At 61.6% G+C, this 23,336-nt stretch carries 22 protein-coding genes and 1 pseudogene; 5 read left to right on the forward strand and 18 right to left on the reverse strand.

Annotated features, from left to right (window positions below):
* The 12 genes and pseudogenes from QNI11_RS26905 to repA form a co-directional block, all read right to left on the reverse strand.
* The gene (locus tag QNI11_RS26905; protein WP_283980626.1) at nt 1-1,551 is read right to left on the reverse strand and encodes an IS66 family transposase; all 1,551 of its coding nucleotides are present in this window, start codon (nt 1,549-1,551) and stop codon (nt 1-3) included.
* Between the two features lie 54 nt (nt 1,552-1,605).
* Nucleotides 1,606-1,959 (reverse strand): IS66 family insertion sequence element accessory protein TnpB, encoded by a 354-nt coding sequence (gene tnpB / locus QNI11_RS26910; protein WP_259969301.1) that lies wholly within the window; start codon nt 1,957-1,959, stop codon nt 1,606-1,608.
* Nucleotides 1,953-2,276 carry a transposase gene (locus tag QNI11_RS26915; RefSeq protein ID WP_283983825.1) on the reverse strand — a complete coding sequence of 108 codons (324 nt, stop codon included), beginning with the start codon at nt 2,274-2,276 and terminating at the stop codon, nt 1,953-1,955. The genes tnpB and QNI11_RS26915 overlap by 7 nt, the downstream gene beginning before the upstream one ends.
* A gap of 172 nt (nt 2,277-2,448) precedes the next feature.
* A pseudogene (locus tag QNI11_RS26920) lies at nt 2,449-2,795 on the reverse strand (transposase); the annotation flags it as partial.
* Nucleotides 2,796-3,107: 312 nt separating this feature from the next.
* The gene (locus QNI11_RS26925) at nt 3,108-4,664 is read right to left on the reverse strand and encodes a hypothetical protein (protein WP_283984045.1); all 1,557 of its coding nucleotides are present in this window, start codon (nt 4,662-4,664) and stop codon (nt 3,108-3,110) included.
* Nucleotides 4,661-6,610, reverse strand: a complete 1,950-nt coding sequence (locus tag QNI11_RS26930; protein WP_283984046.1) for a TIR domain-containing protein — start codon at nt 6,608-6,610, stop codon at nt 4,661-4,663. Before QNI11_RS26930 ends, QNI11_RS26925 begins: the two co-directional genes overlap by 4 nt.
* Nucleotides 6,611-6,744: 134 nt before the next feature.
* On the reverse strand, nt 6,745-6,909 hold the full coding sequence (locus QNI11_RS26935) for a hypothetical protein (protein WP_007803240.1): 165 nt from the start codon (nt 6,907-6,909) through the stop codon (nt 6,745-6,747).
* Between the two features lie 388 nt (nt 6,910-7,297).
* Nucleotides 7,298-7,771 (reverse strand): hypothetical protein, encoded by a 474-nt coding sequence (locus tag QNI11_RS26940; protein WP_283984047.1) that lies wholly within the window; start codon nt 7,769-7,771, stop codon nt 7,298-7,300.
* A gap of 100 nt (nt 7,772-7,871) precedes the next feature.
* Nucleotides 7,872-10,043, reverse strand: coding sequence for a ParB/RepB/Spo0J family partition protein (locus QNI11_RS26945; RefSeq protein ID WP_283984048.1), 2,172 nt, complete (start codon nt 10,041-10,043; stop codon nt 7,872-7,874).
* A gap of 169 nt (nt 10,044-10,212) precedes the next feature.
* Nucleotides 10,213-11,424: a plasmid replication protein RepC gene (repC, locus tag QNI11_RS26950; RefSeq protein WP_283984049.1), complete on the reverse strand. Its 1,212-nt coding sequence runs from the start codon at nt 11,422-11,424 to the stop codon at nt 10,213-10,215.
* Between the two features lie 212 nt (nt 11,425-11,636).
* A complete protein-coding gene (gene repB / locus QNI11_RS26955; RefSeq protein ID WP_283984050.1) occupies nt 11,637-12,569 on the reverse strand; it encodes a plasmid partitioning protein RepB in 933 nt (310 codons plus the stop codon).
* Nucleotides 12,553-13,746 (reverse strand): plasmid partitioning protein RepA, encoded by a 1,194-nt coding sequence (gene repA / locus QNI11_RS26960; RefSeq protein ID WP_088716082.1) that lies wholly within the window; start codon nt 13,744-13,746, stop codon nt 12,553-12,555. The genes repB and repA overlap by 17 nt, the downstream gene beginning before the upstream one ends.
* Nucleotides 13,747-13,955: 209 nt before the next feature.
* Here repA and QNI11_RS26965 point away from each other — a divergent pair, with 209 nt between their 5' ends.
* Complete coding sequence (locus QNI11_RS26965) at nt 13,956-14,183, forward strand: AbrB/MazE/SpoVT family DNA-binding domain-containing protein (RefSeq protein ID WP_088716083.1); 228 nt, start codon at nt 13,956-13,958, stop codon at nt 14,181-14,183.
* On the forward strand, nt 14,173-14,568 hold the full coding sequence (locus QNI11_RS26970; protein ID WP_088716084.1) for a PIN domain-containing protein: 396 nt from the start codon (nt 14,173-14,175) through the stop codon (nt 14,566-14,568). The genes QNI11_RS26965 and QNI11_RS26970 overlap by 11 nt, the downstream gene beginning before the upstream one ends.
* Before the next feature lie 78 nt (nt 14,569-14,646).
* On the opposite strand, the gene QNI11_RS26975 is transcribed toward QNI11_RS26970, so the two are convergent.
* Complete coding sequence (locus tag QNI11_RS26975; RefSeq protein ID WP_283984051.1) at nt 14,647-15,531, reverse strand: recombinase family protein; 885 nt, start codon at nt 15,529-15,531, stop codon at nt 14,647-14,649.
* Nucleotides 15,532-16,078: 547 nt separating this feature from the next.
* Between QNI11_RS26975 and QNI11_RS26980 the strand changes: the two genes are divergently transcribed.
* Complete coding sequence (locus tag QNI11_RS26980) at nt 16,079-17,146, forward strand: hypothetical protein (protein WP_283984052.1); 1,068 nt, start codon at nt 16,079-16,081, stop codon at nt 17,144-17,146.
* A 637-nt stretch (nt 17,147-17,783) separates the two neighbouring features.
* Here the strand turns inward: QNI11_RS26980 and QNI11_RS26985 are convergent.
* The 5 genes from QNI11_RS26985 to QNI11_RS27005 all read right to left on the reverse strand — a co-directional run bounded on the left by QNI11_RS26985 (nt 17,784) and on the right by QNI11_RS27005 (nt 21,927).
* Entirely contained in the window at nt 17,784-18,371 is a 588-nt protein-coding gene (locus QNI11_RS26985; protein ID WP_038070177.1) for a recombinase family protein, read from the reverse strand.
* A gap of 606 nt (nt 18,372-18,977) precedes the next feature.
* Nucleotides 18,978-20,174, reverse strand: coding sequence for an IS91 family transposase (locus QNI11_RS26990; RefSeq protein WP_047998164.1), 1,197 nt, complete (start codon nt 20,172-20,174; stop codon nt 18,978-18,980).
* Between the two features lie 10 nt (nt 20,175-20,184).
* Nucleotides 20,185-21,072 (reverse strand): site-specific integrase, encoded by an 888-nt coding sequence (locus QNI11_RS26995; protein ID WP_047998165.1) that lies wholly within the window; start codon nt 21,070-21,072, stop codon nt 20,185-20,187.
* Nucleotides 21,073-21,397: 325 nt separating this feature from the next.
* The gene (locus QNI11_RS27000) at nt 21,398-21,586 is read right to left on the reverse strand and encodes a multicopper oxidase domain-containing protein (protein WP_035746442.1); all 189 of its coding nucleotides are present in this window, start codon (nt 21,584-21,586) and stop codon (nt 21,398-21,400) included.
* Nucleotides 21,583-21,927, reverse strand: a complete 345-nt coding sequence (locus QNI11_RS27005; protein WP_009807501.1) for a helix-turn-helix transcriptional regulator — start codon at nt 21,925-21,927, stop codon at nt 21,583-21,585. The genes QNI11_RS27000 and QNI11_RS27005 overlap by 4 nt, the downstream gene beginning before the upstream one ends.
* 56 nt (nt 21,928-21,983) lie before the next feature.
* Between QNI11_RS27005 and QNI11_RS27010 the strand changes: the two genes are divergently transcribed.
* Both QNI11_RS27010 and lspA read left to right on the forward strand, forming a co-directional pair.
* Nucleotides 21,984-22,838, forward strand: coding sequence for a cation transporter (locus QNI11_RS27010; protein ID WP_009807500.1), 855 nt, complete (start codon nt 21,984-21,986; stop codon nt 22,836-22,838).
* Nucleotides 22,835-23,335 (forward strand): signal peptidase II, encoded by a 501-nt coding sequence (lspA, locus tag QNI11_RS27015; RefSeq protein WP_009807499.1) that lies wholly within the window; start codon nt 22,835-22,837, stop codon nt 23,333-23,335. The genes QNI11_RS27010 and lspA overlap by 4 nt, the downstream gene beginning before the upstream one ends.
* The last annotated feature ends 1 nt before the right edge of the window (nt 23,336 follow it).

Raw genomic sequence — 23,336 nt, forward strand, 5'->3', positions numbered from 1 at the left:
TCAGCTTGACGGGTTGAAGTTCCAAGGCAGCAACTCGTCGATCCTGCTGTCCGGGTGACCGGCGGCGATGGCTTCGAGGGTCGTCCGCAGATAGGCGAAGGGCTCCACGCCATTTATCTTCGCGGTGGCGATCAGGGAGGCGATGCGGGCCCATGTGCGGCCGCCTTCATCATGGCCGGCGAAGAGAGCGTTCTTTCTCGTCAACGCGATCGGTCGGATCAGGTTCTCGACGGCATTGGAGTCGATCTCGACGCGGCCGTCGTGGAGGAAGGTCTGCAGACCGCCCCACTGGCGATGGATGTAGGTCAGCTTCTCGCCGAGGCGCGACTTGGCCGAGATGCGCAAGCGCTGTGCCTGCAGCCAGTCACCGAACTCGGCGACGAGAGGCGCGCTGCGGGCCTGGCGGGCGGACAGACGTTGGCCCGGGCCCATGCCGCGGATCTCGGCCTCGATGCGGTAGAGTTCGGCGATCCGGCGCAGCCCCTCGGAAGCGATCTCCGATCCATCCCGGTCGAAGACTTCCTTCAGCTTGCGGCGAGCGTGTGCCCAGCAGTGGGCAACCGTGATCGGCGCGCCGCCCTTGCGGGACGGGCGCGTCAGCCGATCGTAACCGGTGTAGCCATCCAGTTGCAGGATGCCGTCGAAGCCCTGCAGGATCTGCTCGGCATGCGCTCCTGCGCGACTGGGCTGGTAGGTGAACACGACACCGGGCGGGTCTTCTCCGCCCCATCCACGGTCATCCCGGGCAAGCGCCCAGAGGTAGCCGGTCTTGGTTCGGCCTCGTCCCGGATCGAGCACCGGGGCAGTCGTTTCATCCATGAAGAGCTTGGTCGATCCCTTCAGATGTTCGGCCAGCCGGTCGGCGACAGGACCGAGGTGGAAGGCTGCTGTGCCGGCCCAGTCCGCCAGGGTGCTGCGGTCGACCTGGATGCCGGAGCGCGCCAGGATCTGGCTTTGGCGGTAGAACGGCAGGTGATCCGCGAACTTCGAGACCAGCACGTGGGCGATGGCGCCCTCGGTCGGCATCCCGCCTTCGATCAGCCAAGGTGCGGCGGGCGCCTGGATGACCCCGTCCGTGCAGATCCGGCAGGCATACTTCGGCCGGATGTCGACCAGCACGCGGAGCTGCGCCGGAACGATGTCGAGGCGCTCGGTGCGGTCCTCACCGATCCGGTGCATGCGGCCACAGCCGCACGGGCAATCGAGGCTCGCCGGTTCGATGACACGCTCGATGCGCGGCAGGTCCGCAGGCAGATGACCGAGGTTGCGCTGCCGTGCCGGGCGCGGGGTTCTGGTGGATGGCGCGGCCTGCTCCTTGCGGGTCTCGACCTCGGCGACGGCCGTTTCCAGGTCCTCGAAGGCCAGCTGCCGGTCGTCTTCGCTCAGCTTCTCGGACCGCTTGCCATGTACGACATGGTTCAGCTCTGCCACGAGATGCTCCAGCCGGCGGTTCGCTTCCTTCAGCGCATCGCGCTCCTGCAGCACCGCCAGGACCGCGGCGCGCTGGCTCTCGGGGATCGCGGACAGGTCGATGGGCGGGGCGTCGGGCATGGCCGAATTATACCGTGCTCGGGGCGCCGATGCCCGGGCATTCCCGAGGCCGAGTCACTCTGCCACAGCCGGTCGTCGCACCTCCAGAGACCGCACCCGACGCCAGTCCAACCCGGCAAACAGGGCTTCGAACTGCGCCCGGTTCAGCGTCATGGCCCCGTCGCGGATCGCGGGCCAGGTGAAGGTGCTTTCTTCCAGTCGTTTGTAGGCCATCACGAGCCCACTGCCGTCCCAGAACAGGATCTTCAACCGGTCGGCCCGCTTCGAGCGGAAGACAAAGACGGTGCCGGTAAACGGGTCCTCGGCCAGCGTCGACTGGACCAGCGCCGCCAGACCGTCATGCCCCTTGCGGAAGTCGACCGGCTTCGTCGCCACCAAGATCCGCACGCCCTGCGAGGGCATCAGCATGGATGCGCCTCCAGCGCATGGACGATCTCGGCAATGCGGGCCGCGGGGATGTCATGCGCGAGTTCGATCACGACAGCACCCCGAATGATCCTGATCGGGGCCGCCTGCGATGCTACCTTCGGATGCGCTTCCTCCTCGGCGACCTCGCAAACGACGAGAGGTGCAAAGACAGGTTCCTCGACTTCGGCCGCAGGCAGCACAAGCTTGCCTTGCTTGGCCTCTCGTCGCCAAGCCGAGAGCTGATTGGGCAGAATGCCAAACCGCTCCGCCACGGCATTCACCGTGGCACCAGCCTCCAGGGTCATCGAGACAGCCAAGGCCTTTGCCTCATCCGGCCAACGGCGGTGACCCGACGCATAGATCTCGACCCCCAGCGATTTGAGAAACGAATTTGTAGCGCACATTGCGAAACGCACTCCCCATCATGAGATGGAGATCACCTCGCAGCCGAAGCCATCAGCAGCAACGTGGGGTCCAGACGGCGCTTACAACCAGCCTGCACGCCCGGCGCTGCGAGATGTCATGATCCCGCATCACCTGCAGCGCCGCATCTCGCCGCTTGATCAATGTCGTCAGTTCTTTCCCAGCAGGTCTTTCAACACGACGTTGTCGAGCATGGTGTCGGCCAACAGGCGTTTGAGTTTAGCATTCTCGTCTTCGAGGGCCTTCAGCCTTGCCGCCTCGGACACTTCCATCCCGCCATATTTGGACTTGAGCTTGTAGAATGTCGCTGTGCTCAGCCCGTGCCTGCGGCATACCTCCGCTGTCGGCATCCCTGCTTCCTGTTCCTTGATCATCCCGATGATCTGCGCCTCGGTGAAACGGCTCTTTCGCATGTGTCTGCTCCTTCAGAGTTGGCGCAGACTCTACATTACGGTGAGGGATTTCGCGGGGGGCAGGTCACCAGACGACCAAGCCGAATACCGAAATCCAAACTGCAGACTCTCGTTATGAATGAGGGACCAGCGGGGTGCAGGTCAACCGTGATAGTTCGTGGAGCTCATAGAAGCGGGTAACACCTCGAGCGAACTAGCCATAAGTTGAGGGCACCCTACATCAAAACGCGCCCCATGATCAGCACTAGGAGAAGGACGGCTACCCTTTGAACAGGCTGTCCGCATCCGAGCACATTCCCGAAAGCAGCCCCGCTAGATATAGAATTTGAATGGCTGCGGTCCGCCCTCCCGCGCCGAACCCATCACAAGGATGTCGCCGACCATCTTCGCGAAGCGAACCGTTACCGGCAGCCCGTCGTTGAAGTTACACGAGTTATAGTTGATCTTTGTCAGTCCCATGATGTCAGAAAGAACCGTCCGCATCTCTGGTTGACGATGCTTTGAGCGCAAGATCGTCACCATAAGCGGGTTGGGTGTTTCAGGCCCGATATACGTATCCAGCTGTGGGACGTAGCCGCTCGTCCAAAGGTAGGCGTTCTTCTCGTCCAGATTTAAGGCCGTCCCCCTGATCACGGGGTAGTCGCCTGCACGGAAGAGCTTTGCGTCACCACCCGTCGGCCTGATCCGTACACCGACGACATTCGTCCCTTTCGGCGCCGCGCGACAGAAGGCATTCCACTCCTCGTCGTTGAATGACGCCTGCCCATGGATGAAGAGCTCCTTGGGCGGTTCGGAATGCAGGTCCCGATACGCTTCGATCACAGTTCCTAAGAGCTCTTCCGCGGCGTGGGCGTTTAGATGGTACTCGTATTCGCCGGTCTTCCAAGGGCCATTCGCGCCGCGGAACACCACGCCATCGCCTTCACTCAAAAACATCTGCGCCGCGCAGCAGACGTGATTATCGCGGTTGTTCGGGAGGTTTTTGTAGACCATCCCGATGTAGCATACCCCTTCGCGCACGTTCGACAGCCTCCAGGGCGGTCGGTCCTGAGTCTTGTAGTAAAGCCCCGTCGCGATGTTCCACGCCACTGTCGCCGGGTCTTGGGTGGTTCGCTTGGGATAGCCCGCATTGTTGGTGAACGCTGTCGGTTCGAGGGTCGACTCGCGCAGGATCTGAGATGGCGCGATCGAGAGCAAGGTCGCCTTAATGTGCCTACGGAAGTCGGGAATGTCGTCAAACACGTCCTCGATGTGCGGGTCGAACCGTTCGTCCATGAAAAGGAATGACTGGGGTGACCTTGCGCGCTGCTTCTTGGGTGTTTTTCCGGCGACGAGGGTCAGACCGGTCCGCCTCGATTCCGGACGGCAGCGCTCGTAGACTATTTCGGGCACGACGAATATCCATACGTCGATCGATCCCTCTTCGTTCCGCCTGAATTTGTGGACGCGCTCAGTGTAGATACGGGCGACCGCATCGACGGCCTCGTGCATGTTCTGCACCCTCGTCGCGCGCTCGATAGCGTCGAACTCGACCGTCAGGGCCCTGAGCCGATCTGGATCGAACGTAACGCCGAATGTCTCTTCGAGCCCGGCGAAATCCGCGAGATGAAGGCGGTCCTTCTTCTCCGTCGGCCCCGGAGGCGGCACCGGTATCCCCGAAAGCAGCCGTCGGCTCCAAGAGCGGAAGTGGCCGATCCCGACCGACGTTCCGACAACCCCAATTCGAACCTCTCGAGGCTTCCTGGGACCGTCATGAGGTCCATATAGATAAAGGCCATCCTTTGGGTGGTGACTTCTCTGGTCATGGGAGAAGTCGAGTTCTGGCTCGTCGAAGTGATCCACGATCAAGTGTGCCTCGGAAAACCTCATGTACCGTCTCCTTCAGGCACAGCATCTTCGTCGTCAGCCCCTGGCCGACCGAGCGTGCTTTCGTCCTGCTCTTCGGCATCCGGGTCGCCCACGTCTGGAAGTGCGGTGCTGACCGGTGACGTGAAGAGAAGTGGCTCAGCTGAAAGAAGCATGTCCTGGCCCGGAGCCAGCGAAACCCGAATAAAGGCCGACTCACCAGACATGATCTGAAGAAATGCCAGAAGCCGCCCATGCCATTGCTTGTTGCGCCAACCCTTGCAGCCCGATCTGCGAAGGCGATGCATCTTCTTCGGGTCGTCTATGCGTCCGCCCTGCTCTGTATCGTTGTCTTCCGCGAAAAGGACGCGCGCCTTCAGGCGGAAGTGCCAGAAAGGCCAGTTCCGAGGAATCGCTGTAACCCCATACGACCAGACATGCTTTCGGGCGATGTTGCGCAGCATCGACGACCGGCGCTCGCCTTGCCGGCCCCAAGGTACCCGTTCACCAATTCCAACCTGGCGGGGGGACACATGGAAACCATCGCCGTTGGAATACGCGTAAGCGACCATGCCGATCTTCCTGCAGTGCCGTTCCCATCCATCGCGCAGCAGGCCCGTGAGCATGTTCGACAAATCGCGCCCTGCGACACCGATCTCGGGCATACCCTTATCCACCGCATCCACAACCGGCACTGATGTACGCAGGCGCAACTTCGCCACACCTCCGAGGCTTTCCTCAATATCAGGCGGCGCTGCGAAAGTGATCACGCCTCGCTCATGCGCGACGGCGGGAAACGACAGCCCTTGCACCCGTCTCTTAAGGACGCCGGTTTGGACCGCTCCCGTCGCCTCGTAAAAGTGGAGTTCATCGGGCATTTCCAAGATCTGAATCCAATTCGAGACCAAGGATTCTGGCTCGTGCACCAGCGGAACAGCACCACGCTTTCGGAAGCTGTCCCATTGGGCTGCGACCGTGATGTTCTCACGACGGCACGTCACTCGTTGGCGGCGCAGCGTCTCGAGAAGCTTCGAAAGCCCTTCCGCCCAGCCGCTCGTGAAATCGACAGGCGTCGCATCGCGGAGACCATCAATCTTGGCCCCCTCCTCGATCCGTAGCGGGATTATCAACCGAGCGTCACCTATACTTGCGGCAAGCGTCTTCGCCCTGTCGATCAGATCCATAGCGTCTTCGTTGGCGCGAGTGGCCGCGCCCGCCACCGCCAGCACCTTCACAGCGCGGTGCTCCAGCGCCACTCCAATCTCCTTATGCCATCTATCTCCAGGCTCGAGGGTCAGGATCTCGGAAAAGACGCGATACCCATGCGCTTCGAGCTTTGGACCAAGCCATAGAATGAACTGGTCGTGGTCGGGACGTGCTCCGACGAGGAACAGAGTATCCCTCTGCGCTTCCGCTTCAGCCTCCACCTTGCTGCCTGTACCTAGCTTCGGAAGCAGCGCTTGAAGGATCGAGGGAGGTTTCACGCGGCCTTCGCGCTCATCCAATGTCTCATTAAGCATCCGCTTCAGGGTACGCCCGCTCGCGGGGGTCCATAGCTTGGGATGAGCCTCTTCGATGTCAGGATGAGCACGCAGCAGCGCCTCGAGATCTTCGCGCCCAAAGATGTTTCCTGGAGAGCGGACCGCGGGGCCACATATCTCCATGAGGTCCTGCTTCCGTTGTGGCGTCATCGCTACAGACGTTGCCAGGATGTAGCGATCCGGCGCCAACTGATCGATCTTCGCTCGCTCCTTCGACATCTCACTCTTCAAAGCAGCGATCGCAGACTTTTCGTATCTCTTGGCTTGCAGGATAGTCAGGCATTCTGCCTGCGGTGCGTGACGTCCATCTATTCCACCATCGGCTCCTTCGCCGAATTGCTCAAAGCGAATACCTAGAGCACGACCGATAAGATCGGCTGAAAGCGCCTCGAACTCAGAGGGCGATAAGGCAGAGAAATCGACTGGCATAGATACAACATATCGTCATTGAGTCCAGTTTACACCCAATATTCTCCTCAAAGACATGCCGATCACCAAGGCGGTTGACGGCTGGCTGGCGCATCTTTCCTGCGCCTCAGCCCTGGGGAAGTGAGGCCGAAGCCTCACCCGAAGGGATCGTATTCCGAGACGATCACGACCTCGTCTCCGTCGATTTCATCGGCGGGGACGGCGCCAAAGGTTCCATCCCCTGCCTGGAAAACGACGATCGAGACCATGAGCGTGGCGGCGAGGGAGGCGGCGAAGGCGTGTGCATCTTTGCGGGACATCTGTTTGGCTCCTGCCTTGGAGGCGGGGGACCATCCCCCGCGCGACAGGACCCCGCAGGCCCGAAGACTGGCTGACATCACCGGGTGCGTTCGGCTCGTCCGAATCCACTCGGCGGCACGGGCTCGCCCGTAGTCCGACCCCTCGCGGGTTGATCTCGAAGACGGGATTCGGGGCAAGGAAGGGAATGGCGAGCGGGGGATGGTGCCCCAACGTCAGGAGCCGATTGTCCTGCTGATGCTTTGAACGCCGCCAGCCTCCCGGGCAGGCTCTTGGCTGAAGACCTCCTTCTTGGGGGATGGATCCTTCGGCGCCCCGCGATTTCACGGGACGAAGGTCTGGTCGGTGAGAGGCCCGCCCATGGGTAGGCCCCTCACGCCTTGTCAGGGCTCAGGCGGCCAGGTCTGCGCCCCGTGCCCTTTCGTCGTCCTGGGCGCCGACGATTTCCAACCGCGCGTTGCGATAGCCCTCCCGCGCAATCCAGAGCTCGGCCGCGGTAACGGACTCCGCCAGATGCAGCAGTTCGGTGTTGCCACCGAAGTCCAGAAGCACGCGGACCTGCCCGGCCTTCGGCTCCTCGGCCAACTCGAAGACCAGACGGCTGTCGGCCGAATGGCTGCGCATGATGGTGACGAGGATCAGCCCGTCCGAGGAAAAGTTCCCCTCATGGAGCGTGAAGGAGGCTGGTGCCGTCCAAGTCGGATAGACCCGGGGAGGTTCCTTCTTCACGAGACGGCCGATGCCGTTCGAACGCTCCCAGGCGGCAAGCTTCTTGGTGAACCGTGCTGGCGGCTTGGGACTGCCGTCGGTGTAGCGGATCAGCGCCCCGAGAGGGGCTGTGTCGATGATGGTTGTTGCAGACATGATTCCTCATCCCGAATGCGAGCGTTCGCATTCATCATATTGATATTGCTGTGTTTTGTTGGAATGAGGGGCGGGGAAACCCGCCCCCGGAAGGCTCAGATCACTCTGCCGCCAGCATCGACGCGTCGCCGTTCGGCAGATCGGCCGTCAGGAAAGCCGGGAGATCGACATCTTCGGGCTCGCCCGCGTCCTCCCCCTTCCCTTCTACGATCGGCTCGCCGTCGCCTGCCGCCAGATCGGCCCGACGCAGGACCTCGGGCAACCAACCGCTGCCCTTGAGAAGCCGCTCGGCCTCCGTTGCCATCTCGCCCTTCTTGAGGTGATCGAGAAGCTGCGCAGTCCCCTCCCCCTTCGCCTCGCGCACGGCCTCGAGGATGCGGGCCTTGGGCACACGGTTGAGATAGGTGTCGACCGTCGGCTCCCAGCCCGCTTCGACCATGTCGAGTTCGACGGCACGGGCCACCAGATCGGCATGAGCCATGCGGCGGGTCAGACCGCTGGCGGAGATGCCCGCCCCATAGGGGTTCACCTTCTCATGGAGCGCGTTGATCCCGAAGCTGAGGCAATGCGCCAGCAGCGCCAGACGGCTGCCTTGGTCGAGAACGGACAGATAGTCCCAGAGCTCCGCATCATCGCCTAGAGGCAGATCGGCCTCCCAGGCCGCATGACGTTCGTCGACGAGCTTCGCCACGACGCTGTCCTTCAGATCGGGCGACTGCGCAGACATGTAGACGTGACGCACCGAAGCCTCGAGACAGCTGCCCGAGGCCGAGGAGGTGCGGAAGGTGTCCGTCACCAGTTTCAGGAGCAGGAGCGTCAGCGCGACCTCCGGCGAACGCCCGATTGCCTCACGCAGTGCGAGGGTCCTGTGGGCGGTCAGTTCCATGACAAGCCGCTCAGGCAACGGCTTCAGCGCACCGTCGTCTTCCTCGTCGGAAGGTTCAGCGCCGATCGGCTGACCACCCGAAGTGATGACGGTGCCTCCGGCGGAGGTCGCCGACGGTTTCCAGGTAGAAACACCGACATCATCCCCCTGCCCCACGGCATCCGCGCCGTCACCATCCTGGACCGCGGTCTCCTCGCGAGGCTCATCTTCGGGCCGGACATACCCGCGATAGATCGCAAGACTGCCGTCCCGATCCAGCGTCACGAACACGCCCGCGCGCGCAACCTCGGCCGGGTCGTAGTTCAGCGGCCGCTGTTCGAGCGCTTCCATCGCCATTTCCAACTGACCGAGCCGAGCGTCGATCTCCTCGGGATATTCATCCTGGCCGGAATACTCTTCCTCCAGCGCGCGGTATTCGGAGAGCAACGCCGCATGGGACGCGCTCTCCTCGTCTGTCATCGGCGCATGATCACCGGCCAGACGCCGCAGACCGTGGCTGTAGCCATAGGGCAGGTCGGCCGCCACCTCGATCCACTTCCAGCCCTCGGAGGAAAGCGCCTCGGCTTCTGCCTGAAGCTTCTCGGCGACGAGCCGGTCGAGTAGGGCAGGGTCCTCGAGCCAGCCACCGTCGTCACCCTGGAAGAGATCACGCAGTACGACACCGCCCGCCGCCTCATAGGCATCGACACCGATGAACACCGCGCGACGATCCGAAGCTCGGACCGAGGTCTCCGTCAGCATGCGCCGGATGGCATAGGGCTCCTTGTTCCAGGAGTTCTTCACCGCGTCCCAGACCTGTTCCTGGCGCGCATGATCCGGGTTCACCGTGAACGCCATCAGCTGTTCCAGCGTCATGCCATCCTCGGCATAGACCTCTAGCAGGGCAGGGGCGACGGAGGCGAGCTTGAGGCGCTGCTTGACGATCTGCGGCGTCACGAAGAACGCCGCGGCGATCGCTTCTTCACTCTGACCCTTCTCGCGCAAGGCCACGAAGGCGCGGAATTGGTCCAGCGGGTGCAGAGCGACGCGCTGCATGTTCTCTGCCAGCGAGTCGTCCTCGGCCAGAATGTCGGAAGCAGCATCCCGCACGATGCAGGGGATCGGCGCGGCCTTCGCCAGCCTCTTCTGCTTCACCAGGAGCGACAGCGCCTGGAAGCGGCGGCCACCGGCCGGGATCTCGAACATCCCGGTTTCGACACCATCGGCATCGAGAACAGCCCGCACGTTCAACCCCTGCAGAAGTCCGCGCCGTGCGATGTCCTCGGCCAGTTCCTCGACCGAGACGCCGGCCTTAATGCGCCGCACATTGGACTGGCTCAGCACAAGCTTGTTGAAGGGGATGTCCCGCGACGGGGACAGGACGATGTTCTGGGTTGCTTTCGCCATCAGATCTTCTCCACGACGGGCGTCGGAAGCCACTCTCCCGATCTCACTTCCCGTCACCCCTCAAACCTGCCCTCCTTTCTCTCTCGAACATCCTGTGGCTGCCAAGAGCCGACTTAACAGCTGTTAAGTCATGACACGCGAGCCATGGACGATCTGAACTTAACAGCTGTTAAGCCGCACTCCGCCGACCGATCAGCGCCATGACCATCGGCCCACAGGAGAAATCGCCAGCTGCGGCTTTGGATGTCAGCGCGCGGAGATAGCCACCGGGCGATCGGATGTCGGCAAAGCGTTCCAGTATGGCGACGACCACGATCGACGCCTGCTCAGGGCCCATGAACCGCTGCGCTTCTTCCCAGGCAGATGCACTGATCCCCATTGCAGGTCGGACGTGGCACGCCGCATCGAAGAGTTGATGCCAGTGCCGGATATCGCCCTGATAGAAGGTCTTGAGGGAAGGGCAGGCGGCAAGTACGAGATGGAGGGGGATTTTCGGTACTTGTCGTGTAACCGGTTCTTCCACGTCTGCAGCAGGCGCATCCGTTTCATCATCTGGCGCACCGGCCGCCGCCCCGCCTTTTTCTAAGGCAGGTTCAAAATCCATAGATTCTTTATTTGAATTATGAAGGTGGCGCTCAAAACGGGCATCATTGGTGTTCATTTCTTCCGTTTCAGGGCCATCGATAACGTTCCGCGCCTGATCGAGAAGGGCCTCAAGTTTGACCCGATAAGCCAAGAGGTCCTCAAGTGACAGCTTGCGGCGAAGGGCGCGTGCCGTGAGGGCGGCCGTGTCCCGCATCTGATCCCAGAGGCCAAGGTCAGGCCGGATCTCCTCTCCGAACTCCGCAAGGGCCGCGAGATCGCGCCGCATAAGGCTGACGACCTCCCTCAACCGCCTGACACGCTCCTCTGCCTCACGCACGGCCTCTGCGGCCCGCGCGATCTCCTCGGACCGGCAGTAGAGCTGCGAGAGGTCGAAGCCGAAAGCCACACGCTCTTCGCCTTGCTTGCGGACATAGCGTTTCCCGTTGGGGCTATCGCGTCGCATCAGCAAACCGGCCTCGACCAGGCGGGCCAAGTGACGGCGCATCGTGGAGCACGGCATGCCGTTCAGTCGCTCGCAGATCGCCTTGTTGGACGGGAAGACAACCATCTCGGCGTTCACGCCAAGCGCATCGTCGGGAAAGAAGCTGAGCAGCCCCTGGAGAACCGTCAGATCGCGCTCGGAAACCCCAAAGGCAGCCTGCGCCTTGGACAGCTCGCGCAAGAGCTCCCACTTGTTGACGGGCTTGCCAGGAACGGACGCCTCGGGTCGCTCGACTACGCGCAGATGAGCGTGCGAGATCGGCCGCATAAACGGCGAAATCGGTGTGTACTCCATGCTTTTAGTTCACGAAGGCAAAATTTCCCTGGCCCGCGAATCGCTTTGCGCTTGCGGGAAAGGGGCCAGATCGCTACATTCAGAGGTGCGAAAACTGAAGTTTTGTAACGGGCTGGTCCCGTGCGAAACCTTAGAAAGGTCTCGTGAAGCTTGCTTCTCGGGGCCTTTTTCTTTTCTGCCTGTCTCGTGCCTCCTTTGTTTGTTGCTCTTCCTCAGTCTTCCGAACGCTTCCAGCGCTCGTGAAGCTCGGCGATCAACTGCGGGGCATGGCCCTCTAACCAGCTGACGAAATCACTATCCTCCGCTTTCAACTCGAGCTTAAGTTGCTTGCCGCCACGTCCAGTCGTGACAGTAGCTGCGCCGACGCCTGGAATAACCATGCCAGGTTGCCCGCGAGGGCGAGGCGAGGGCGAGGTCTGCTCAGGCTTTCCTGCAGCGGAGAGGACGGCCAAAAATGCATTATCGGATTTCTCGTTTATCCCACCTTGGTGGGTGGTCTTCGCCTCACCGGCCAAAGCGGCAAGCCGTTCGCGATCGACATCCTTAGACCCAAGCAACTTCTTGAGTTCTTCCCATCGCGGCCTTCCGATGCCCGGTGCCGCGCCAATGGCTAGGATCAAGTCCTCCCCCACGGTGCGAACAACGCTTAACAGCTGAGAAACGCCCGCCTCGGTCAAATTGAGAACCTCGGCGACCCCCTTGTTTGTGCGTTCAGATGCGCTCAGATGGTCACCGTCGAGCAAGGCAGTGGCGACAAGCGCGCGTTCGATGAAGCTAAGGTCCCGACGCTCCTGGTTCTCCAAAAGCTGATCGCGAAGGGCCTGATCACCCTCCATCTCCGTGACGATGGCGCGGACCTTGATCCCGAGTTCCCTGCAAGCTTCCAGACGACGACGGCCATAGATTAGGCTGTAACGCTCACCCTCAAGCGGCCGGACAAGTATAGGCACGCGCTGACCATTCTTGGAAATCGAGGCTTTGAGACCCTCGGTCTCGATGTGCAAACGGTCATCAAGCCGACCTGCGGTCTCGATTTGGTCAGGCTCGATTTCGAAGACGCCGCCGCGCAGCCTGCGCCCTTCCAGTGCGTCCGGCGCGTTGCGCAGGGTCTGCAACGGCAGCCCGAGTTTAGGCTTTCTTGCCATTTCGGCCCCACGTGTTCTGGATGATCTCAGCGATCTCGTCGTTGACTGCGTTCATGGACTCGATTGCGCGGTCGAATGTCTGACGCGTGAAGTCCTTCTTGTCGGCCTCATAGAGCGTCTGCTTGGTCAGCCCCGCGTCAGAGATAGCCGTCGACTCAACCATATGGTTGGTGAGGACTGATCTACCGAACAGTCCACGGATAAAGGCAATGACCTCGGTCTGTGGGGCATCGCCCACCTTGTATCGGGTCGGTAGGAACCGCAGCCAGTCGAAACGAAGATTTGCGCCGGCATCCCGGATGACACCGAGCAGATCAGCGGTCATGCGCAGGAACTGCGACATGGACATCAGATCGAGCATCTGCGGGTGAACGGTTACAAGGACGCCGGAGGATGCCGACAGGGCGGACATGGTCAGGAAGCCGAGCTGCGGGGGACAGTCGATGACGACGACGTCGTAGTCTGCTTCGACACTGTCGAGCGCATCACGCACCCGCGCGAAAAAGGCGCGCGCACCACCCCGCTGAATAGCGGCAGGCGTCTCGTGCTCGAATTCCATGAGTTCGAGGTTGCCAGGAATCAGATCAAGACCGCGGATGTAGGTCTTGCGGATCACCTCCGAAATCGGAACCGGCTCATCGTAGCGCACCGCGTCATAGAGGGTCCCGCCCTCCATCAGGTCCAATTCAGGCTGGATGCCATGCAGCGCGGAAAGGGAAGCCTGAGGATCGAGGTCGATCGCGAGCACCCGATATCCTTTGAGCGCCAAGCGTTGCGCCAAGTGCGCTGACGTGGTCGTCTTGCCTGACCCACCCTTGAAGTTGACGACAGAGATAATCTGAAGCTCATCCCCGCCACGACGTCCCGGGACGTAGGTGCCAGGCTTTTTTGCATTTGCCTCAAGGGCGTGGCGGATGTCCCAGACATCATCCAGCGTATAACGACGGTGACTTCCCGCAGTCGTTTCGACCTCAGCGATCTTTCCTTCTCGATGAAGCTTGCGAAGATAGGTATGGTCGACCCCAAGCAACTCGGCCGCTTCACCGCTGGTCAGGCTGCGCATGACCTTCTTGGCGTCAGGAGGGAAGTGAGCCGCACGTTGCGCGTGAAGGTTCGACGCGAGAAGCTCTGCGTAGTGCCCGATGGCAATGTCTAGGTCCTGCTCAGCGTCGCTCATCTCTGCCTCGATTCGTGGGCGCGATTTTTATGTGACCACGCGGTATTTTTCGAGACTATTGCCCGACATGCCAGATTCGCGCAAGCTCTTTCTAAATCTGGTGTCAGCCGCTGCATGACGCACAAGAGTAGCCCGGGTACGGGGACAGGCTTGCCCGCGCAACCAGCATGATATACATTGCCAAATGTATATCAACGCAGGAGGTCGCCATGCAGGTCGCAAAATGGGGTAACTCGCTGGCCGTCCGTTTGCCCGCGGAGCTCGTCAGAGAGCTTGGCCTCAAGGAGGGTGATCAAATCGACCTGGTCAAGGACGACGGTCGGGTCAGAGTCCGTCGCCTTGCTCGTGCGGATGAGGTGCTGACCGGCCTGCGCCGCTTCCGGGGGAAGTTGTCCTCAGCAGAACGTCTGAGCCGCGACGACGCGCATGAGCGCTGAGTTCGCGGACACGAATGTCGTTCTTTACCTGCTCGACGACGGCCCGAAGGCCGATCGCGCCGAGGTCATCCTGGGGCAGGGACCCCGGATCAGCGTCCAGGTCCTGAACGAGACGCTGGTGAACTGCCGCCGCAAAGCCGGCCTCAGTTGGGAGGAAGCAGCGGCATTTCTCGAAGGCGTACGCTCTTTGTGCCCCGTCGAAGATCTGACTGTGCAGACCCATGACGTCGGCCGCGCCTTGGCGGAACGCTACGGCTTCTCAATCTACGATGCGATGATTGTGGCAAGCGCTTTGGTTGCGGGCTGTACCACGCTGTGGAGTGAGGACATGCAAGATGGCCTGCTGGTGGAAGGCCAGCTTCGCATCGTCAACCCCTTTGCATGAGCGGACAGTTTCCGAGAATGGCGCAGGCCGTAACCCTGAAATCCTTCCATGGCGCGGAAGATTTGCAAGGTTATTTGGCTACTCGAGCAGCCCCAGCCTTTCGGCTCGTTCCAACAGCATCTTAACGGATGACGGCTGCCAGCTTGTCCGCCCGCGGGGTGTGCGCTCGCGCATCGCTTCTAGCCGGGTGCAGATCGCCTGAAGCGTGATGCCGGGATCCGCACCTTTGATGGCGGCAACGATGGCGGGCAGGCGGTCGTTGGTTTCGCGTCGACCAGCGCGGCCCAGCACGGTTTCGGGCAGGAAGCCGTCGCGGACGTAGGCATTCACGGCGCGCAGCAGCCGGCTTTGCGTCCAATGCCGGTCGCGGGGCAGGGGGCCGTTGATGACGCGCAGCACGTCCTCCCAAGCCATGTCGGGCCGCAGGCGGCGCACTTGGGGCACCCAGTCCTGCGCCGTCTCGTTCAGCCGTTCCATATAACCATCCTGCCGCGCCAGCCGCACCTTGCGCAGCGCCGCGGGATCGCGGGCGCGCAGGCCCGGGTTGCCGCCAACCCGGCCTTTGGTTCGTGCGCTGGCCAGCCCGGCCTTGGTGCGTTCACGGATCAGGGCGCGCTCGAACTCCGCCGCGGCGCCCAGGACTTGCAGGGTGAACTTGCCCTGCGGTGAGGACGTGTCGATCGGATCGGTCAGCGAGCGGAAGAAAGCGCCCTTGGCCTCCAGCCGCTCGATCACCTCCAGCAGGTGCGACAGAGACCGCGCCAGGCGGTCGATCCGGACAACGACCAACGTGTCGCCTTTGCCGATCCGTTCCAGCACGCGGGCCAGCACGGGACGCGAGCGGTTTCCGCCCGAGGCCTGCTCCTCGTGGATCTCGACGCAGCCCGCAGATTTCAGGGCCTGCGACTGGGGCAGGGGGGTCTGATCCTCGGTCGAGACGCGCGCGTAGCCGATCAGGGGCATCAAAACAGGCCGTTTGCAGTTTTACATACGATCAATAAACGACCGTATGTAAACGAATGCAAGCAGACGCTCTCAGGTCACGCTCGTCCAAAAACCCTTGGTTTCCTTATGTCGCGTAGCCCTTAATTGTGAGATGGGAAATTCAAGGAAATCAACGGCAGTGCTTTGCCCTTAAATATGAGATTTTGCCCTTAATTCCGATATTTTTGCCCTTAAACCTGAGACAGGGGTCAAAGACTTGTGCTGCAAATGTCGATGGAAAATGATGGCGAAGACTCGGTTGCCTTCGGTGCTGAGGAGGAGCGTAGGGCTGCGGTGCCACGTCTGCTTGCCGCAGTTGGTCACATTGCACAAAGGCGGGCGAGAAGCAAAGGCCCCATGACAGCCGAATCTCGCAATTAAGGGCAAAACTCGATGCCGAAAGCGTCTCGTCTCAGATTTAAGGGCAACGCGACACCGGCAATCGCGCGCGCATACTATATAAAGAGCAAAAGCAACCGCCACAAAATCACTTGGGTAATGTGCAAAAGAACAGTATTTTGCACATATGAAACCTCAAGCATCCGCTTTGAATGATGATTTCGATGACCCCCTCATCACCATCGAGGAGGATGAAGAGACTCACGAAGAGGATCTCTGGTTTCTGCCGGGACCACTCGAGGAAGAACCGGATGATTTGCCTCCTGGGCCACGTGCGGAACCGCCCGACACTGCTGTCATCGAAGACTGGGCAAAGGCAGAAAGCGTTCACGCTGCGCGACTGGCACGGGTCTCTGGACGTCTGGGTGCTCTGGATGACCGGCTGCTGCGCGGCCCGGAAGGCTGGCGGCATCGCCTCGCTTTGATCGAGGCAGCGAACCTCAGCTGGTTCGCAGGGGATCGGGTGAGTTCTGATCGTCTGGCGCTCTGGATATCGATGCGGCTCTCGGGCGCACAGGATGACCCAAATGCCCTTGCAAGAGTTGGATGGGCTGTTCGGCGCCTGACAGGCGGTCCCGGACCGAAGGCTGACTTGGCCGCCTTCCTGGATCGCCGCGATCCCGAGAACATTGAAGACAGCGCTGAGCGTTTCGAAGATCGTGCGGGCGGATGGCTGGAAGTAATGACAGCCGCAGCCGAGTTCCACCCAATCACCCGAGCTTGCATGGGCTTTCATCTCTGGAGTCTGGCGGGACTCGGACAGCACGGCGACCAGATCGAAGCCGCCGTCACCGCGTCCAGGATCGCGGCCTGCGACGGAAGCGGCGCCGTCTTCGCGCCGCTGGCTATGGGCGGGGCAGGGGGGCTGCGTGTCTCGGGTTTGCCAACCGAACGCTTGGCACGCTGGTTGGATGGGATGAACAGCGCAATTCTAACGGCGATGCGTCATCTAGATGGTACCCAAACATGGAGTGTTCGGGCGGAAGGAGCCATGTCTCAGCTTTCGGGCAGAACTCCGGCCGCTCTTCGGTCTGTGTTGACAGAGTGGCCTTTGGTGTCGGCCCCGATGGCGGAGGCCCTAACAGGCGCAAGTCGCGCGGCTGTTCAAAGGAACCTCGCATGGATGCAAGAGCGAGGCCTGATCCGAGAAGTGACGCAACAAGGACGATTCAGGATGTGGCGGATCAAGGACTAGACCGTTGTGATCAGATCCAGCGACGGGGACATTCTCGGTTCATTGAGGGAGGAGCGCCCACCGCCAATGCTTACGTTCATCGATGTCGCCAAAGGGTGGTTTGCATATCGACCTAGGTGTCTTGGTCAAAATCGCTCTGTGTGATCCGGCAACGAGCTATGGCAGCCTTTCGAAAAGATCCGGTGTTTCCTCGTCGCGCCGCCTGCTCAGACCCTCGCCAAGATGCAGACAAGGGTGCTTAATTCGTGTCAGGCCTTTGCCGCCCTCAAAATGGACCCACCCTCCTCTGGGCATGCCCACGCTTACGATCAGCGCCCCACATATCGGACAAGTCCGTCTGAACGATGCGCCCCTCTTGCTTTCACCATCGCCCCGAACTGCCCAACCGCCGCGGACGGATACCGTGCGCCCTGACGACAGACGGCGGGTGTGTGCCTTCCGGTAATACCAGCGGTCCGTCATCCCATACCCGTTCTTTCCTCGACCCGGCTGCCGCTTGGGGTCGAGCGCACGTAAAAGCCTTGTGGAATAGCCTCCTGCACCAGCCCGACGTGCGAGATCAGGCCGACGGCCCGGCTGCCCTCTGTCAGCGCAGCAAGAACTTGGGGTCTGATGCCGGAGGGGGCAGAATAGTACGCTAAGGGCTGATTTTGGCTCCTGTGCGGTGCAAAGTTCTGTAGATCGTTGGCCTTGAGACCGCAAAGACCTCTGCCAGGTCACTGATGGAATAGTCACCGGTGGCATGCATGCGTGCGAGTTCTTTTTGTTGCTTTTCAGAGAGTTTCGGCTGTTTCCCCCGGAGTTTGCCCTTTGCCCGTGCGATAGCCATGCCCTCCTTGGTCCGCAACCGGATGAGGTCGGCTTCAAACTCAGCAAATGTGGCCAGAATGTTGAAGAACATTTTACCCATTGGGTCCGTTGGGTCGTAGATGGAAATCCCCAACGCGAGCTTGACGCCTTTTTTCTCTAACTGATCTGCGATCGCACGTGCATCGGGGACGGACCGGGCAAGGCGATCCAATTTTGGCACGACCAGCACGTCACCTTCCCGGACGGCAGCTAGTGCTTGGTCGAGACCGGGGCGGGCGCGGTTGGTGCCCGTCAGCCCGTGGTCAGTATAAATGAGATCCTCTGATACGCCCAAGGCGCATAGGGCCTGCCGTTGTGCGGTCAGGTCCTGTTTGTCAGTCGAGCAGCGGGCATAGCCAATTTTGGTCACAGTCATAGCTTTAAAGTACGATTAAGGGGCGGCATATGCGAATCAAATCGTACCACCTATACGAGATATTCTGAGGTGTGGTTTCTCTGACCCTGCCAACCTTTGCAATACATGTCCGGTGAAGGAACCTCTTACGGACAGCCGCTTTGATCTTGGAAGGAACCACATGTCGTTTTTCACAAATAAGTTCAGCAGCCTGTCACAGACGGTTCAGTGAACGGCCGCAGCGTCGAAGCAGCCGTTCGCGCAGATCGCAGCGAACGGCTTGAGGGATGAAGATTTTCCGATGCGGGCCGGAGTGCGAGGTTGATGGCCGGACTGACGGCGGCCCGCGTTGGAAAATCTCTCAGGGAGGAAGCTGCGGGGGTCTGGCAGTGCCCTATGGGGAAAGCGGCACGGCGTTGCTGGCGGTGGTGGCTGAGCGCCGGGTTTCAATCCAGTTTCGGACAGCTTTCCTGTGTTCTATGAGCGGTGTTCGTAGTCGGCGGAGGGTGTGCGGCGACGCTGCGGTGTCACCGTTTCTGGTTTGAAGAACGACCGGCGCACGGCGCCCTTGCCTCCGGAACGAGGGAGTGATCCGGACCGGGGTCGGCGGGAAGGATGGCCCTGTCATCATGCAGCAGCCTTTCGGGGCGGAGCGCGGGTCACGGGGCGTTCGCCACGCCGGAAGGTCTCGACGATCCGCATTGCCCCGCCACACTCAGGGCAGGGCTCCCTGAGAGTGAGCGGTGGGGCCTGATCGGCAGTCGTCGCTTTGGCCGCAGCCGGCGCCTCGGCGCCGAGAAGACGGCGGATCGCCTCGACATTGCGCTTGCAGGCGCCACTGGCGAGCAGGCCGTAGTGGCGGATGCGGTGGAAGCCGGACGGGAGGACATGGATCAGGAAGCGGCGGATGAACTCGCCCGTGGCCAGCCGCATGACCTTCATCCGATCCCCCCGTTTGATCCTGTAATCCTTCCAGCGGAACGCGACGGTCTCGGTATCGGCGCTGACGAGACGGTGGTTCGAAATTGCCACGCGGTGGGTGTAGCGGCCGAGATAGGCGAGCACGGCCTCGGGTCCGCCGAACGGAGGCTTGGCGTAGACCACCCATTCGGTTTTGCGGAGCGGCGCGAGATATCCGGCGAAGACCTGCGTATCTGCCAGGTCCTTCAGTTCGCCGAAATAGGCAAGCTGCCCGGCGTGGTGCAGCGCCATCAGCCCCTCGAGGAACAGGCGCCGGAACAACCGCGACAGAACCCGCACGTGCAAGAAGAACCCCGGGCGGCAGGCGACCCACCTCTTGCCGTCGGGCGACAGGCCGCCGCCGGGCACGATCATGTGGATGTGGGGATGATGGGTCATCGCCGATCCCCATGTGTGGAGCACGCTTGTCATGCCGACACGCGCACCGAGCCGCTTGGGATCGGCGGCGAGGGTCATGACTGTCTTGGCCGAAGCGCGGAACAGCAGGCCGTAGACCGCCCGCTTGTTCCAGAAGGCGATCTGCGCGATCTCGGCCGGCAGGGTGAAGACGACGTGGAAGTACTCCACCGGCAGCAGGTCTTCGGCGCGCGCCGCCATCCAGTCACGCGCCGCGGGCCCCTGACACCTCGGGCAGTGCCGGTTCTTGCATGAGTTATAGGCGATGTGCTGGTGTCCGCACTTTGTGCAAGATGCGACATGCCCGCCGAGCGCTTCCGTCCGGCATGCTTCTATCGCCGACATCGTCTTGAGCTGGTTCAGGCTGACATGCCCGGCATTGGCCTGCCGCCATTCGGGGCCATGGGCACGGAAGATGTCAGCGATCTCCAGCTCTGCGCGGGGCAAGGCCCGCGCCTTACCCCGTTCGGTCCTCGCGGGTCGGCAACTTCAATTGCTTCAAGGCCTCGAACGGGCTGGTGGTGTCCCGGATCATCTTGGTGGCGACCTGCGTGTATCTGGCTGTCGTCGTCAGCTTGGCGTGGCCGAGCAGCACCTGGATCACCCGCACATCCGTTCCCCCTTCCAGCAGATGGGTCGCAAAGCTGTGCCGCAGCGTGTGCAGCGTCGCGGGTCTGTTGATCCCGGCCATGCGCTTGGCCGAGGTGAAAGCTCGGTTCAACTGGCGTGGGGAAATCGGGTTGATCTTCGGCTTGCCGGGGAAGAGCCATCCCTCGGGGCGTGCTTCGCGCCAATACGCGCGCAAAAGATCGAGCAGCCCGGGCGACAGCATCACCTTGCGGTCCTTCCGCCCCTTGCCCTGCACGACGTGGATCAGCATCCGGTCGCTGTCGATATCGCCGACCGTGAGATTACAGACCTCGGAGGCCCGAAGACCCGCGCCATAGGATATGCTGAGGGCGGCGCGATACTTGAGGCCCGGACCAGGTGCGACGGCCAGAAGTTCGGAGACTTCCTCGGCGCTCAGCACCGCGGGCAATTTGCGCGGCTCGGTGCGGAACTGCATGTACCGCTTCATCTCCTCGCGACCGCAGGTCATCCCGAAGAAGAAGCGCAAGGCGGTGATGCGCGTGTTGTAGACCGAGGGCGTGACCTCGGTGTCCGTCATGTGAAGCTGGTAGGCGCGAAGCTCCTCCGGCGTCGCCGTGTCCGGCGAGCGCCCCAGAAACCCGGCGAAATCCTTGATTGCCCGGATGTGGGCTTGCTGGGATTTGTCGCCCATCCCGCGGATGCGCATGTCCTCGATCATCCGCGCACGCAGCGGGCTCATCTTCTCCTGTGTCATGGAAACCTCCGATCTGGCGCTTGAGAAGGTCCCAATCGTCAGGCCGGAGAGCCCATTCGGTGAAGCGCCGCGTTCAGATCAGTGTCAAACGCGCGCACCTGGCGCCCTGCCGCGAGAGCGGCTTAGTCCTTGAGCCCTTTTTGACGAATGCTGCCGAGCGACTGGACGGCCGCTTCGGCGGACCCGCAGCTTAGCGAGGTGTTCTCCGTTCGGGTCTAGACATACTCCGTAATGCGTTTCAACAAGGCGACACCGGCACCTGATAGAACGCCGCAAGAAGACGTAAGCTCTTGACGACGCCCGGTGTCGAGCGGGTGGGGTCCTGTTATGTGACCGTAAACTGCCCCATCATGCCCGCATCCTCGTGTTCGAGGATGTGGCAGTGATACATGAATGGTGTCTCTTCCGAAGCCAGCTTGTCGAACCTCAGCAGGATTCCGGTCGGACCCTGCACACGGACAACATCTTTCCAACCGATCTGCGCCGAGTCGACCGGCCGTCCGTTCTGACTCACGCCTCACGATAATTGTCACACGCCTCAACGCCCTCTGCGACCACGTCGAGAAGTGCGTCCACATCGCTCAGAAGAACCGTGATGCGCGGGCTGCTGATACGGTAGCGGATGAAACGCCCATGGCGATCGCTGGCGACAAGCCCGCACTCCAGCAGGCACCTCAGATGGTTGGAGACGTTGGGTTGCGATAGTTTCGTCCGCTCGACGAGCTCGTGAACGGCCAATGGCTCGTTACAAAGTGCACCGAGGATGGCCAGGCGGCTCGGGTCCGCGAAGCCGCGAAACAGCTTCGCCCGTCGCTCGATGGTTGCGCTCTTGCGGTCATCGACGAATTGCGCCATATCACTCCTCGCTGATATGTTGTTCTTTGATTCATCCTAGCAGGAATAGCGCGACCATGGCCAACACCGAAAGTGCCGGATTGACGGCAGATGCCCCGCCCGTCCGTTACCGGGTTTCCGGTATGGACTGCGCCAAGGATGCCGCACAGATCGAGCGGGCGGCACAGTCGGCCGGAGTCGCGCCCGGCGATGTGAAGGTGTCGGCCGCAACTCACATCATGACACTGAATGCCCCCGAAGCGCGCCTGCCGGACATCGAAAAGGCAGTCGCGGTGACAGGCTATGGCTTCGACCGGATCGATGGCGATGAAGACATTCCGCCGAATCCTGCCCATCAGGACCCGGCCTACCGCCGCGCCCTCTGGATCGTCGTGATCCTGAACGTGGGATACGGGGTCCTCGAAATGATCGGCGGTTTCATTTCCGGATCGCAGGCCGTGAAGGCCGATGCGCTCGATTTCATCGGCGATGGCGCGATCACCTTCCTCGGCCTGCTGGCCATCGGCTGGAGCCTCGCTTGGCGGGCACGGTCGGCTCTGATCCAAGGCATCTTCCTCGGGCTCCTCGGTCTTGGCGTCCTCGGCACGACCATCGTCCGGGTCTTCGAACAGACGACGCCGGATGCAGGTCTCATGGGCCTGCTTGGCATGATCGCCCTTGTCGTCAACGCCATCTCCGTTCTGCCACTGCTGCGGTTCCGCAAGGGCGACGCGAACATGCGGGCCGTCTGGCTCTTCTCGCGCAACGACGCCATCGGTAATGCGGCGGTCGTCGTTGCCGCCGGTCTTGTGGCGTGGCTGGGCAGCGCATGGCCAGACCTCATCGTCGCTTTCGGTATCGCCGGGCTGTTCCTGCACTCGTCATGGGCGATCATCCGCGACGCGCGGGCCGATCTGAAGGCAGCGGCATGAACAGCCGCGTTCTGGGCGGGCTCTGCGCGATCGCGGCGTTCGGCCTCGATCAGGGTACCAAGGCGCTTGCGCTGAACACACCGGCGCTTGAGCGCGGCGTCGAGGTTCTACCCTTTCTCAATCTCGTGCGGGTTCTGAACGATGGAGTCAGCTTCGGTATGCTGGGCGGGATCGTGCCTTGGTGGGGTCTCATCGCGCTTGCTGGCGTGATCGTGGCATGGCTGCTGATCTGGTTGTGGCGCGCGCCGGACAGGCTGACGGCTGCCGCTCTCGGTCTGATCATCGGCGGCGCGCTCGGCAATGTCCTCGACCGGCTGCGTTATCAGGCCGTCCCGGATTTTCTGGATTTCCATTACGGAACATACCACTGGCCGTCCTTCAATCTTGCGGATGTGGCGATTTTCTGCGGTGCGGCCCTGCTGTTCTGGGACAGCTTCCGCTCGGCGCAGAACAAGCCCGAACGTAACCACCGAGAAGAAAACGTTACGGGGAAATAAT

This window comes from Sagittula sp. MA-2 (genome assembly GCF_030126985.1).
In the GTDB taxonomy this organism is placed as follows: domain Bacteria; phylum Pseudomonadota; class Alphaproteobacteria; order Rhodobacterales; family Rhodobacteraceae; genus Sagittula.